The following is a 13705-nucleotide window of genomic DNA, read 5'->3' on the forward strand; positions in this document are numbered from 1 at the left end:
TTCAGAGACCGGCGTGGAAGGCGATTCGCTCGCGGGTTGGCCTCGGCAGGTTGCTGCGGGAAAGCAGGAGGCCGATCGCCTCGCGCTCTGTCGGGTGTAGGCGTTCGTACATAGTTGCCGCGCGTAGCTCCAGCCAGTTGATCAGGTCTCGGCGGGCTTCGGCGGCGAGGGCGCGATCGACGTCGAGGCTCGCCTCCAGGCTGCCGCGCAACCGGCTCGGGCCGCCGAGCTCGCGGCGTACCATCCAGGCCGCTCGGCGCTGGTCGGGGCTGTCGGACTCAGCCGCCGGTACGACATCGTCGTACCGGACCCCGGGCTGCGCCGCCAGCAGCCGGGCTGCGCGCTTGACGACCGCCCGGCTGGGGTCGGCGAGCATGGCGAGCAGGAGCTCGCGCGGCGGCGCATCGCCCGGCCACAGGTCGAGGGCGGCCAGCCGACCGCGGGCCTCTGGGCTCGCCAGCGCCGCGCGCGCCTCCGGCTCGGTGAGTTGCTGGCCGATCTCCCGCAGTCCGAACAAGGCCGAGCCGCTCTGCGGCCGTGAGCGGTAGAACGCCACCGGCTCCCGGCCGGACCGTCGATACCGCCACCGAGCAGCCTGCCGCACCCGGCTCGACCGATCGAGCATCAGCTCCTCGAGCTCCGCCGGCTCGAAGGCTTCATCCGCCGCGCCGTACAGGGCGGCCAAGCGGCCTTCGACCAACTTCGACCCCAGCAACCGCCTCTTCGCGGTCACCGGGTCGATCACCATCCACCGCTCGGCCAGCCGACTCTGCAGCAGCTGATCCGGCTCATCGGCCAACCGGGCCGCCACCTCCTGAGCCGTCAGCTCATCGAGAACCCGGTCGTACGCGAACCGCCGTACGAGTAGATCCTCGACGGCCAACAACTCGCGGGCGTCAATCTGCGCCGCGTACGACGCCAACGCCGCCGGCCCGAACGGACGCCGCTGCACCCGCAGCAACACCTCCAGCACGACCACCGCCGGCCGCCCACTCAGCGCCCCGACCGCGACCGCACGCACCTGCTCAACATGATCCACCGCCCGCAACGCCAGAAAGCGAGCCGCCAACTCGCCGCCCCACCCAGCCAGCGCCCGCGCCGCCCGCTCCCGCACATACCCATCGGCGTGCATCGAGCCCAAACAATCCGCCAGCCGATCCCCCCGCCCAACCCGCGCGGCCCAGTCGCCCCGCCGATCCAACGGACTCCCCGCCCAAAAATACGGCCGATACCGCTCCACCAGCCGCACCACCTCAACCCCCGGCAACCCCTCCAACCAAGCCAGCAGCTGCCCATCCCCCAACCGCAAGGCCTCCCCCAAAGCCCCCACCCCAGCCATTACCCGTCGTGCGCCATATCCACAAACCGCGAGTAATGCCCCTGAAAAGCCACCACCACATCAGCCGTAGGCCCATTACGGTGCTTGGCAATAATGAAGTCCGCCTCCCCCGGCCGCGTCGACTCCCGCTCATACGCATCCTCCCGGTGCAACAGAATGACAACGTCAGCATCCTGTTCGAGCGAGTTGTGTGTAGCGATGCCTTCGGCAACGAAGTTGTGGGTCCCGAGGACGGTGGCGTCGTACACCTCTTGCTCGCCCAGGGACTCGATCGAGGTGATGGCGTCCCAGAAGATGTCGTTGGTGGCGAGGACTTCGAGGTCGGCGGCGTCGAGGATGTCGGCGACCTTGGCGAGGCGTTGGCGGCTCGGGGCGTGCTTCCAGAGCGTGGAGCCGGAGAACTGCGTCCCCATCGCGGCAGCGAACTCGCGGTGCGTCACCTTGCGGTCGGCGAGAACCTGCCGGACCTGCGACCAGACCTCCTTGGGCACCGTGTCCAGGTTGGTGTTGCTCTTCTTGTCCTGGAGGGCGGTGGCGACCTCGAGAACCTTGAGGCCGCGCAAGCCGTGGACGCCGATACCGTCGCAGAAACGCATCTGGTTCTCGGCGCCGTAGATGTGCAGGTGGTACGAGTCGCGATAGCCGGGCTTACGGGCGGTCTTGATCCGGCTGAAGATGTTGTGGCGGAGGAGGAGGCGGGCGAGGTCGTCGACGAGGCGGCGGCTGGTGCTGGCGTAGTAAATACGCGCTTGGCCGACCTTGGCGTCCCAGCGGACGGAGCCGTCGGTGGCCCAGAGGTGGCGGATGAAGTGCGCGATCTGGTCTTTGGGGAGGGCGAAGACGCCGTCGGGGACGAACTTCTCGTGGCTGCGGAGGCCGAAGAGGCCGAGGCCGTCGAGCCAGGCGGCGATCGGGTTCCGCTTGCCGCGAGCAAGCCGGTACGGCGCCGGGAGTCGGAGGGTGGTCACCCGGGCGGCGGCGTACTCGTCGCGGACGGCGGTGATGCCGAACCGGCGGGCGGCCGCCTCGGAGACGGCGGTCAGGTTCGCCTCGTCGATGCTGGCGTAGCGGATCGGCTGCCGTTTGACGAAGGAGCCGTCACCCAGCAGGTGGGCGAGCATGGTCAGCTCGTCCTCGTCCCAGGGCTTGACCTCGAGCGGCGGCGGGACATGGCGCAGCGAACCCAGCCGCGCCCCCGGGGCCAACTCACCGAGCGGCTTCCAGCCGTCGTAGGTGAGGAACGGGTGGTTGGCGGTCGCCTTGATCTCCCGGCCGGAGGCGAGCTTCAGCCGGAAGACCTCCTTTACACCGCTCGGGAAGGCGTGGGTGAGCGTCCGCGGGACGAGCTTGAGCCGATCGTCGAGCGACCAGACCGGGATGTCGCGGGCGTCGGTCGCCAGCAGCTCACCGAGCGAGATCTCCGCACCGGTGTCGGCGCGCATCAGCCGGGTGTCCGCGGTCAGGCAGCCGGATTCGCGGAGGTCGGAGGCCATGGGGCGTTTGTCGGAGCGTTGTTCGGAGCCTCGGTTGAGCTGGCAGATGGCTACGACGGGGAGCTCGAGTTCTTTGGCGAGGAGTTTGATGGAGCGGGAGAACTCGGAGACTTCGAGTTGGCGGGACTCGACTTTCTTGCCCGAGGTCATCAGCTGGAGGTAGTCGATGATGATCAGGCGGAGGTCGTGGCGCTGTTTGAGGCGGCGGGCCTTGGCGCGGATCTCCATCATGGTGAGGTTCGGGGAGTCGTCGATGAAGAGCGGGGCTTCGGAGACCTCGCCCATCTTGCGGGCCAGCCGGGCCCAGTCCTCGTCGGTCATCTTGCCGTTGCGCATGTGGTGCAGGGGGACCTTGGCCTCGGCGGAGAGGAGACGCATGGTGATCTCGTTACGGCTCATCTCCAGCGAGAAGATGCAGGAGGTGAGGCCGTGTTTGATCGAGGCGGAGCGGGCGAAGTCGAGGCCGAGGGTGGAATTGTGGGTCGGGATCATCGTCTTACCGGCCAGGTAGAGGTGGTCGGGGTTGTCGACCTCCACGCAGCGGACGGGGACGGAGTCGACCGGGTCGATCCACTCGATCCGGCGGTCGCCTTCGCCGGCCAGGGCGGCAGGGAAGCCGTGGCCGGTGATCTGGCGGGGCGCGGAGCCAGGGATCGGCGGGGTGAGGCCGGGGCTGGCCGACATCGCGGTGTGCAGGTCGGCGGTGGTGCAGATCAGCGGGCGGCCGCCGTCCTCGACGAGCCATTGGTGCTCGGCGTCCGCGACGATCGCGCTGCCGTCGGAAAACGAGAGCCGGAAGCACGGGCGGTCGATCAGGACGTCGGTCGCCGCGACGACCGTGGTCGGGACGCCGGTCGCGTCGAGCAGCTGATCGCCGACGGCGACCTCGGCCATCGTCGTCCAGCCGGTGGGGGTGGGTAGCGGCGTGTCGAGGGCGAGCGCCTTGCCCATGGCGGGACGCGCGGCGACGATGATCATCTGCCCCGGGTGCAGCCCGTTGGTCAGCTCGTCGAGATCGGTGAAGCCGGTCGGGACGCCGACCATCGCGTCACCGCGGGAGTCGATCGCCTCGATCTCGTCGAGGGCGCCCTCCATGATGTCCTTCAGCGGGGCGTAGTCCTCGGTGGTGCGCTTCTCGGTGACCGAGTAGATCTCGGCCTGGGCCTCGTCGACGACGTCGTCGACCTCGCCCTCACCCGCATACCCCAGCTGGACGATCTTCGTGCCCGCCTCGACCAGCCGGCGCAGGATCGCCTTCTCGCGGACGATGTGCGCGTAGTAGCCCGCATTCGCCGCGAGCGGCACCGAGGCGACCAGCGTGTGCACGTACGGCGCGCCGCCGATCCGGGCCATGTCGCCGCGTTTGGTCAGCTCGGCGGCGACCGTGATCGCGTCGGCCGGCTCGCCACGGGCGTACAGGTCGGTGATCGCGTCGAAGACCGACTCGTGGGCGGGGCGGTAGAAGTCCGTCCCGCGGAGGGTCTCGATGACGTCGGCGATCGCATCCTTCGAGAGCATCATCGCGCCCAGGACGCACTGCTCGGCCGCCAGATCCTGCGGCGGGGTGCGGTCGAAACCCATCTCCGGGTTGCGCTCCTCGCGACCGCTGCCGTCTCCGCCGCCCCGGAACTCCGCCACGCTCACAAGCCCGCCTCCATCATCCGTCGCTGCCCCGGTCACCGACGGCAGGGCTCGAACACCTGATCGAACCGTAGCCGCGCCGACCGACAAAACCGCTGCCGCCGACTCGCGCGACCGTACGCCGCTCTCGTCCCCAGGTGGTAGCTCGTCATCCACAGGCAGTGGGGAAACCCTGTGGAGAAACCGGGGAAACCGTGTGCACAGGCTGAGCACAACCCTGTGGATATCTGGGGACAGTTACCCACAACATCGCTCTGACCTGCGGTTTTGTCAGTGCACAACTGTGGAGAAGAAAAAGTCGCCCACCTTGTGCACAGCCGCGTCCCCAGCCGTGGGTAACCTCGCTGCGGTGAGCCGCAAACGGGTGGGGGAACAGGATCGCGAGATCCTCCGGCTCGCCGTCCCCGCGTTCGTCGCCCTGGTCTCCGAGCCTTTGATGTTGCTTGCCGACTCAGCGATCGTCGGCCACCTCGGCACCCCGCAGCTGGCCGCCCTGGGGATCGCGGGCACCATCCTGCAGACCCTCGTCGGCATCTGCGTCTTCCTCGCCTACGGCACCACCTCGGCCGTCGCCCGCCGGATCGGCGCCGGCGATCACAAGGGCGCCCTGGCCCAGGGCATCGACGGACTCTGGCTCGCCCTGCTGCTCGGCGTCGTCCTGGCCGCCGCCGGCGCCCTGCTGGCGCCCCAGGCGATCGGCGCCTTCAACCCGTCCCCGGACGTCGCCGCCCACGCGGTCACCTATCTCCGCATCTCCTGTATCGGCATCCCCTCGATGCTGCTCCTGCTCGCCGCCACCGGCGTCCTGCGCGGCCTCCAGGACACCAAGACCCCGATGGTCGTCGCGATCACCGCCAACCTGGCCAACGTCGTCCTGAACGTCGTCTTCGTCTACGGCCTGCGCCTCGACATCGCCGGCTCCGCCCTCGGTACGGCGCTCGCCCAAACCGGGGCCGGGGTCGCGCTGGTCGCGGTCGTCGTCCGCGGCGCCCGCCGGGACGGCGCCAAACTCCGGCCGGACCGCCCGGGCATCCTCGCCTCGGCCCAGATGGGCGTCCCGCTCGTGGTCCGGACGCTGACGTTGCGCGCGGCAATCATTCTGCTCACGTTCGTCGCCACCGCCCTCGGTACGACGTCCGTCGCCGCCCACCAGGTCGCCTTCACGCTGTGGAACTTCCTCGCCCTCGCCCTCGACGCGATCGCGATCGCCGCCCAAGCCCTGACCGGCCGCGCGCTCGGCGCCGGTGACGTCGCCGGCACCCGCTCGATCACCCGCCGGATGATGTGGTGGGGCCTGTACTCCGGTCTGGTCTGCGGCCTCGCCCTGTGGGGTCTGCACCCGCTCTACGTGCACTGGTTCAGCGCCGACCCCGAAGTCCAGCGCACGCTCGCCGCGATCATCCTCGTCGCGGCCGTCTGGCAGCCGCTGAACGGCGTCGTCTTCGTGCTGGACGGCGTCCTGATCGGTGCGGGCGACGGGCGCTACCTGGCCGTGGCCGGGCTGATCGCGTTCGCCCTGTACGTGCCGCTGGCGCTCAGCGTGCTCTGGTTCGACGGCGGCGTAGTGGCTTTGTGGTGGGCGTTCGGCGGGTTCATGCTGCTGCGACTGCTCACCTTGCTGACCCGCGAACGCCGCGACACCTGGCTGGTCACCGGAGCTACCCGCTGACCCCGAGGTGCGGCATCGTGGAGCGCAAGGAAGGGAGCAGTATGGCCGACAAGGACGACGAGTTGGATCGCCTCGAGGAAGCGGAGGCGGAACGACTCGACGACGAGGAACTCGAGCGGGCAGCGCGCAGCGAGCGTGAGCTCGAGGAAGTCCGCGACCGTCGCCAACTGCTCGACGCCACTGCCGAGACCACCGAGGCCATCCGGCTCGCCGAGGCCGACGCCGGCGTTGCTCGCCATCGCGATCTGGCCGACGCCCAGCGCCGCCAGGCGCGCAGCGACCGTGCCCACGGCAATCATCTGCTCGACGAAGCGGCCGCAGGGCCGGACGAGCCAGGCGCCGCCGCGACCGCAGCCGCCGGACGACGCTATCAGCGCGCAGCTGACCGTGAGGAGCGCGGAGCGGCGTACGACGACCGCGTAGCGGACCGGTACGCCGGTGGCGACGTACCGGTCGGTCGGGAACAGGCGCCGGCGAGTGACGCCGCGCGCCGGCCCGCCGAGCCGCCGGAGGCCCGCAAGTTCATCCGCAAAACCAAGAAACGCGAGAAGCAGACGGGCCTGCGCGACGTCGGCCTGGGCGACTAGATACCGCGGACGTTCGGTTGGCGCTGGTCGAAGAAGAGGCCGGCAGGCGGCTCTTCGACCGGGAGCGGCGGGATCGGGTAGTCGGTGTGCTGGCCGCGGCAGGCAGCGAAGGGACCATCCGGGTCGAGCAGGGCCATCATGTGCGGGTCTGCGTGGTCGCGCCACCAGACCGACATGCCGGTCGCGGGGTCGAGCCGCAGGTGCTCCCAGGCGCGCCAGATCGAATCCAGCCGGCTGAGCGCCTCGGCATGCCGGAACCACTCCGGGCACCAGACGTACTGCTGCCCGATCCGGCGCGTGTAGAGGTAGATCAACCGGTCCTCGACGAAGGCCGCGACATGCGGGTAGAAGAGTTCCTGCTCACCATCCACGTCGCTGCTCCTCCGTCTGCTCCCACACCGGTACGCCGTGCGGGATCGGCGGCGGCCCGGACTGCTGGCCACCGGTCAGCCACGGGTTGCCCCCGCTGGCGCCCGGCGGCAGGCTCGCCCCGGGATCGTACTTGCGCAGCGACGCCTTGACGGCGCCGGCGTCCGGCCGGGTGAACCACGGCACGGTCTTGATCATCGTCGCCGGGATCCCGGACGGGAACACCACGGCCCGGCCCGGCGGCATCGCCGCGAGGTCGGAGATCTCCAGGATGTTCTGCCGCTGGGTCTGCCGGCTGGTCCCGCGCTCGCCCTTGTTGTACGAGACCGAGCTGGAAATGATGTCGTAGTCGCCGATCAGCTTGCTCAGCCGCTCGAGGAAGTTCGCGTCCGAGGCGCCACCGCCGTACACGCGGATGTTGGCGGCCGACCAGAGCTTCTCCATGCCGTGCTCGCCCCAGCACTCCTGCCCCTGCGCCCAGGACTGCAGGATCGTCATCAGCACGATGCCGCGGGAGCCGAAGTGGCTGTAGAGGTCGGGCAAGTTCTTCCAGCGGCAGACGTTCGCCGCCTCGTCGAGGACGCCGACGAGCGGGTTCGGCATCCGGCCCATCGGGCAGCCGCGGGCGTACTGCTCGGCGGCCTCGACGACGGCCACCGTCAACGCGGTGACCAGCGGGCCCGCCGTCCCGGCGCCCTCCTTGGAGAGGCTGTACAGCGTGCCGCCCTGGCGGATGAACTCGTGCGGGTTGAACTGCGGGCGGCTGTCGTTCGGCCCTTGCGGCGTGACCCAGCGGGTGACCTTGCGGTTCACCAGGAACTGCGCGCTCTGCTGCGCCGTGCCGTAGATACCGGCGCGCTGCTTGTCCGGAGCGTTGATGACGCCGGACAGCGCGTCGGCCGACAGTTGCAGCCCCGGGGTGTTGCGCAGGATCCGCTCGGGCTCGTCGTTGCGCTGGTCGGCGAGCCAGCTGTAGACCTGCGTGATCGGGCGCTTGGCGACCGCGGCCGCGAGCAGCAGGCCGGCCAGCAGGTCGAGACCCGCGGCGTCGAAGAACGCGTCGGTCTGGGCGTTCAGGTCCCGCTGGGAGGCGACGAAGTGCTCGGCCATCTCGCGGGCCTTGGTCTCGTCGGTGATGTAGGTCAGCGGGTTCCACCACCAGTTCGGCGGCTCCTCGCAGACCTCTTGCGGGTCGAAGACCCAGACCGGGCCCTTGTCCAGCCGGGGGCCGCGGGTGGCGTCGACGATGTCGCGCTTGTTCGACGTGGCGACGACGGAGCCCGGCGCGTCCAGGATCGCGGGGACGGCGCGGGACGTCGTCTTACCGGTTCGCGGACCCCAGATGTCGACGTGCATGTCCTCCCAGGACCCGAAGACCTCCAGGTTGTCCCGGACGGTGCGGCCGATCAGGATGCCGGGGCCCGCGTGCCCGGCGCCGAGCCGGTCGGCGATGCCCTGGGCGCCCTCGCGGGTCAGCTTGTAGATCTCGGAGCGCTTCGACATCAGGAAGGCCTGCCGGTCGACCCGGCCGACGGTCTCCTGCCGGCGGCGCAGGTAGAACCACACGCCGCCCGCGATCAGGAACAGCAGCACGATCTCGAGGATCAGCACACCCGTCGCCGCGCCGGACCAGCGCAGCCGGCCCTGGATCAGCTGGGACAGCGCGCTGACCGGGTTCCCCGGGACGTCCCGGGTGCCGTCGATCGCCGCGGCCGCCTTGAGCGCACCCCAGATCCCGCCGACGACGATCGCGAACAGCCCGCAGCCGATAAAGATCAGGACGGTCTCGACGGACAGCCCGCCGGGACCGGTCGTCTTCTTGCCGTCAGCCATTGGTCACCTCCCGCTGCACCCGGGTCATCGGGTCCGGCGGCGGGAGCATCGCGGGGTCGTCGAAGCTGTACTGCTCGACGACCTCCTCCGTACCGTCCTCGGCGACCTCGACCTTGAGCGGCCGGCCGTCCTCGCCGGTCCGCCAGAGTTTGTTGGTGTCGTTGATCTCGCGCTCGACCGAGGTCAGCCCGACGTGCACCGGGATGCCCGGCCGGCCGCCGACCTTGACCAGGAAGTTACCGCGGCCGGGCGGCGCCGCCTCCTCGCCGGTGGCCGGATCCCACGCGGGCGGGTCCTGCCAGCCGATCAGCATGTTCTTCTCTTCTTCCGACATCGGCACGACCTCGTTGAGGTTGTCCATCTCGGCGCGCGGCAGTCCGCCGCAGATGACCATGCCGGACCGCTCGACGAAACCCTTGGCCTTCATCCGGTCCTCGGGGTGCTCGAGCGCGAGCAGGTCGGACATGGTGTGCGAGATCATCGCCATCCCGACACCGCGCTGCCGGTTCAACCGGGTCAGCGCGTCGACGCGGTCGACCAGGCCGCGGCCGGCCCGCAGCACCCGCCAGAGCTCGTCGAGGATGACGAAGTAGTGCCGTCGCGGCTCCAGCCCGGCGTCCGCGAGCGCCTGGGAGACGGCGACCGCGCCGAACCCGTACGACCAGCAGGCGAGCAGGACGGCGGCCTGCAGGTTGGTCTCGGAGTCGTCGATGTTGGAGACGTCGAAGACGACCGGGCGGTCCATCTTCATCGGGTTGTCGGTCTGCTCGGAGAAGATCTCACCGAGCCGGCCGCCGCCGACCAGACCGATCAGCGAGGCCTCCAGGCCTTCGGTGATCTGCCGGTAGCGGTCCAGACTGCCGCGGTCGAGGGCCACGTTGCGGACCCGATCCGGCGCGTCCTGGACGACCTTGAGCAGGTCGCGGAGCACCGGCGTACCGGTGTGCCGCTCGTCGAGGACCTTCAGCGCCTCGTCGATGATGGTCTCTTCGCGGTCGGTCGGCGGGGCCGAGCGCATGATCGAGATCAGCGCCGAGACCATCGTCTGCCGGCGGCCGTGCGCGTCGGCCTGGATCGCCTCGCGCGCCTTGCCGGTCAGCCGGAGCGCGGCCTCGCGGGACTCGCCCGGGTCGAGGATGTTCAGGTGGCCGCGGCCGCGGCCGAGCTGGATGACCTGGCCGCCGAGCGCCTCGATCAGGTCCTTGTAGTCGGGTTTGAGGTCGCCGAGAACCAGCGGCTGAATCCCGTACCCGGCCAGGCCGAGCGCCATCCGCCGGGTGATCGTCGACTTGCCCAGGCCGGGTTTGCCGAGGACGAACATCGACGGGTTCGAGATCAGCTTGGCCCGCATGAACCAGCTGATCGGGTCGCAGCACATGGTCGCGCCGGAGAGGATGTTCCGCCCGATCGGCACACCGACCATCGGGCTGCCGGTGCCCGCGGCGAACGGCCACAGACCGCACACCTGCACCGTCGTACCGCGCCACTCGGCCGGCGCCTGCAGGTACGTCGAGTAGCCGCCGCCGGCGCCCGGCCAGCCGCGCGGCATCGGCCGCCGGCCGCGCTGGACCGGCGGCTTCTTCGCCTTCTTCTCGCTCACTGTGACCCCCCAGCTGTCATAGCGCTTCCCGCAGGCCGGCCGGGACGGACAGGTGACTCTGCAGGACGACGCCCAGCGGCAGCGCGGCCACGAAGGCCGAATCCTGCGAGCCGTACGCCGGACGCAGCAGCACCCGGGCCGTCGCGCCGAGGTTGTCGATCGCGGCGATCATGTCCGGGATCTGCTCGGCCGTCATCACCGTGCCGGTCACGATCATGCCGAAGTTGACCAGGCCGGCGCCGCGCGCCTCCTCCTGCGCGGTGCGGTCGGCCGCGCGGGCCTCGGCCATCGTGCGCGCCGACGGCCGGTTGGTCGTCGTCGCGCGGAAGGACGCGTTGCGCTTGTCGGCCTCGACCATCCGGGCGGCGGTGGCCGCGTCGAGCGGGCGGTAGAGCAGCGTGACGCGCTTGCGGTCGATGTCGGCATGCGGCGCGACCAACTGGGACAGCACGGACGAGAACACCTCGCCGCGCGGCGCCTGTGACATCTGCCAGGTGACTGACCAGGCGGAGTCGTGGCGGTATTTGTCCCAGAACGCCTGCGCGCCGGCCGGGCCGACGTCCGTCCACTGCAGCTCCGGCGCCATGCCCTGGCCGCGGGCCTCGTCGATCAGGACGGCGGCCGCCGGGTCGTAGGCGATCCGGACGGCCTCGCACAGCTCCTGCGCGGTGACCGGGCGGGCCGCGCCGGCGCCGGTCGCGTTCAGGCTCTGGGTGAGCGCGGGCAGCCGGGACGCGAGCTCACGGCCCATGTCCTCTTCCTTGCGCCGCTTGCCGTTGCGGTCGGTGCCCTTGAAGGTCAGCGCGACCCGGGCCGACACCAGCGCCGAGCCCTCCGGGTAGCTCTGCACGACCTCGGCGAGCATCGCCTGCGCGATCGCGGGCGAGCCCGGCTGGATGTTGTGGTTGACCTCGCGGCGCAGCCGGATACCGGTGTCGGGCGCGCTCTCGACGGTCACCGAGGCGGCGACGATCCCCGGCTCGTGGCCGAGGGATGCGAGCCACTGACCCCAGTGCGCGACCCAGACGTCGATCTGCTCCTCGTCGACCAGCGACGCGCCGTCCGGCTCGGCGTTGATCACGACGGTGAAGTGCCGCGTGCTCGGGTAGAAGAGCAGGGCGAACGGACGGCCGTACGAGTCCTGGAACTCGCTCAGCTGGGACGCGGCCGCCAGGCCCGGGAGTTGGAACTTGCCCCAGGCCGTCCGGCCGAGCGGACCTGAACGGTAGATGTTGTGTTTGGCCATCTTTGCTCGTTGCCATCCAATGATCGTCGAGAGCCGTTGCAGCGCGGACAGGCCGTGCTTGTCCTTGGTCATCAGCATCAGCAGTACGAAGCCGACGGCCAGCAGGGTGATGATGGCGCCGAGGAAACCGCCCGCCATCATCGCGAAGATCGTCATCAGCAGGCCGCCCATCATGATGGCCGTGCCGAGAGAACCCAGGCCCGCGATACCCGCGGAGACGGGCTGCCGCCAGTTGCCGTAGGTGCGCGGAGCGCTTCGTACGTTGTCAGCTGCTGCCACGGGGCCCATCCGGTTCTCGTCGATCGTTGCGTTGTTGGTCGCGATAACGCTGGTCGTCGCGGTAGCGCTGCTCACGCTGGCGTTCCCGGTTGGCGTCGCGGGTCTCGCCGCTGCTGCCCGACGGGCCGCCCTCGTCGCTACCCCCGCCGCCACCGCCGCCACCGGACTGGTCCTCGCTCAGGGCCTCCTTGGCGACCGCCTTGCTGGCCGCGTGTGCCGCCTTGCCGGCCGCGATCGCGATCGCCACCGGGGCCACCGCCGCAGCCGCCGGACCGGCCGCAGCCGCCGCACCGCCACCCGCTGCCGCGCCACCACCGGCCGCTGCGCCACCACCAGCAGCTGCACCGCCGCCCGCCGCGCCACCGGCCGCACCGCCACTCGCAGCACCACCGCTGGCACCGCCCGAGGCGCCGCCGCTGGCGCCAGTGGCCCCACCGCCACCGCCACCCCCGCCGCCGCCTCCGCCGCCTTGGCCGCCACGTGTGCTCTGGGCCTGGTTGCGCGCCCGGCCGACGTTTCGGGCGCCGGACGGACCGCCACCCTCGCTGTCGCCGCCCTCACCCTCAGCAGCGCCCTGCACCTTCTCGGCGAGCTTGTCGGTACCGGTCAGCTTGGCCGCGAGCATGCCCGCGCCGGCGCCGCCTGCGGTCGCAGCGACCATCGGCACGATGAAGCGCATCAGCGCCGGCAGCGCGAACAACGCCAGCACCAGAAGGGCGAGGCCGGTGATCATGTTCAGGACGGCGGTCGCCGTGTCCTGCGGGTTGTTGCCGAAGTTCAACGGGTTCGGAGCGCCTTGGCCGTTGTTGCCGGTCAGGCGGATCGCGGTGGCGTAGACGATCGCCGCCACCGGTTTGTACAGGATGAAGGCGAAGATCCAGCCGAGGATCTTCTTGAACCAGTTCCGGCCCATCTCGGTGTGGGTCGCGGCCGCGGCGATCGGCAGGACGCCGACCAGCAGCACCAGCATCGCGCTCCGGACCACCATCAGCACGATCTGGATGACACCGGCGATGATGGCCAGGATGCCGATCGTGATCGCCAGGCCGAGCCCGAGCCCGCCGGACGCCGCGGCCAGGCCGAACATCGCGGTCATCGTCGTCCCGAACGCCTTGCCGTTGCCCTGGCCGGGATCACAGGCCCAGTAGCCCTGGGCCGGGTTGTCGATCAGCGAAGTGGTGACGATACAGCGGGCGAACCGGTCGCCGAAGTCGATCAGCGCCTGCGCGACGCCGATGGTCAGCGCGGTCGCGGCGCCGAGGGTGATCAGCGAGCGCAGGATGTCCCGCGCGGACTCGCCGCGGTGGCTCCAGGCGAGCTGGATACAGGCGATGAAGATGCCGATCACGGCGACGCCGAACGCGATGAAGTGCGTGTTGGTCTGCATCCATTCGACGGTCCCGCTGGCGGGTTCGCCGTTCGGGGTGCCGCGTTCGCCGACGCCCTGGCCGACCGCGATCGTCGGGACGTAGACCCAGAACGTGCCGATGGTCCCCATCACGACCGTGACCGCCGAGGCGACGGCGTCCAGAATCGGCTCAAAAATCACGGTGATCAACCAATCGACAACAGTGCCGACGACGTTCTTGACCGCTTCCCACACGCAGTCGAGCCAGCTGCCGCACAGCGGGATCAGGAAGGGAGGCATA

9 protein-coding genes are annotated in these 13705 nt (G+C 70.2%); 2 read left to right on the plus strand and 7 right to left on the minus strand.

Annotated elements, in window-relative coordinates; all coding sequences use genetic code 11:
• Position 1 precedes the first annotated feature (1 nt).
• Both HPO96_RS15835 and HPO96_RS15840 read right to left on the minus strand, forming a co-directional pair.
• Positions 2 to 1132 (minus strand): hypothetical protein, encoded by a 1131-nt coding sequence (locus HPO96_RS15835; protein WP_171674208.1) that lies wholly within the window; start codon positions 1130 to 1132, stop codon positions 2 to 4.
• Positions 1133 to 1338: 206 nt separating this feature from the next.
• Positions 1339 to 4476: a replicative DNA helicase gene (locus HPO96_RS15840; protein WP_184999595.1), complete on the minus strand. Its 3138-nt coding sequence runs from the start codon at positions 4474 to 4476 to the stop codon at positions 1339 to 1341.
• 346 nt (positions 4477 to 4822) lie between these two features.
• Between HPO96_RS15840 and HPO96_RS15845 the strand changes: the two genes are divergently transcribed.
• Both HPO96_RS15845 and HPO96_RS15850 read left to right on the plus strand, forming a co-directional pair.
• Positions 4823 to 6142, plus strand: coding sequence for an MATE family efflux transporter (locus HPO96_RS15845; protein WP_337796651.1), 1320 nt, complete (start codon positions 4823 to 4825; stop codon positions 6140 to 6142).
• 17 nt (positions 6143 to 6159) lie between these two features.
• The gene (locus HPO96_RS15850; RefSeq protein WP_171674209.1) at positions 6160 to 6729 is read left to right on the plus strand and encodes a hypothetical protein; all 570 of its coding nucleotides are present in this window, start codon (positions 6160 to 6162) and stop codon (positions 6727 to 6729) included.
• Here the strand turns inward: HPO96_RS15850 and HPO96_RS15855 are convergent.
• The 5 genes from HPO96_RS15855 to HPO96_RS15875 are packed head-to-tail and all read right to left on the minus strand — an operon-like array spanning position 6726 to position 13704.
• Positions 6726 to 7100: a DUF4913 domain-containing protein gene (locus HPO96_RS15855; protein WP_171674210.1), complete on the minus strand. Its 375-nt coding sequence runs from the start codon at positions 7098 to 7100 to the stop codon at positions 6726 to 6728. The genes HPO96_RS15850 and HPO96_RS15855 overlap by 4 nt on opposite strands.
• Entirely contained in the window at positions 7090 to 8931 is a 1842-nt protein-coding gene (locus HPO96_RS15860; RefSeq protein WP_171674211.1) for a type IV secretory system conjugative DNA transfer family protein, read from the minus strand. Before HPO96_RS15860 ends, HPO96_RS15855 begins: the two co-directional genes overlap by 11 nt.
• On the minus strand, positions 8924 to 10531 hold the full coding sequence (locus HPO96_RS15865; protein WP_337796652.1) for an ATP/GTP-binding protein: 1608 nt from the start codon (positions 10529 to 10531) through the stop codon (positions 8924 to 8926). The genes HPO96_RS15860 and HPO96_RS15865 overlap by 8 nt, the downstream gene beginning before the upstream one ends.
• A 16-nt stretch (positions 10532 to 10547) precedes the next feature.
• Positions 10548 to 12131: an SCO6880 family protein gene (locus tag HPO96_RS15870; protein WP_337796653.1), complete on the minus strand. Its 1584-nt coding sequence runs from the start codon at positions 12129 to 12131 to the stop codon at positions 10548 to 10550.
• On the minus strand, positions 12043 to 13704 hold the full coding sequence (locus HPO96_RS15875; RefSeq protein WP_171673777.1) for a TrbL/VirB6 family protein: 1662 nt from the start codon (positions 13702 to 13704) through the stop codon (positions 12043 to 12045). Before HPO96_RS15875 ends, HPO96_RS15870 begins: the two co-directional genes overlap by 89 nt.
• Between the last annotated feature and the right edge of the window lies 1 nt (position 13705).

The organism is Kribbella sandramycini (assembly GCF_013131805.1).
Lineage (GTDB): Bacteria > Actinomycetota > Actinomycetes > Propionibacteriales > Kribbellaceae > Kribbella > Kribbella sandramycini.

Bases quoted from the DNA above. Each gene is read 5' to 3' on its own strand.
- HPO96_RS15835 (WP_171674208.1), bottom strand. From the start codon at position 1,132: ATGCACGCCGATGGGTATGTGCGGGAGCGGGCGGCGCGGGCGCTGGCT.
- HPO96_RS15860 (WP_171674211.1), bottom strand. From the start codon at position 8,931: ATGGCTGACGGCAAGAAGACGACCGGTCCCGGCGGGCTGTCCGTCGAG.
- HPO96_RS15875 (WP_171673777.1), bottom strand. From the start codon at position 13,704: ATGCCTCCCTTCCTGATCCCGCTGTGCGGCAGCTGGCTCGACTGCGTG.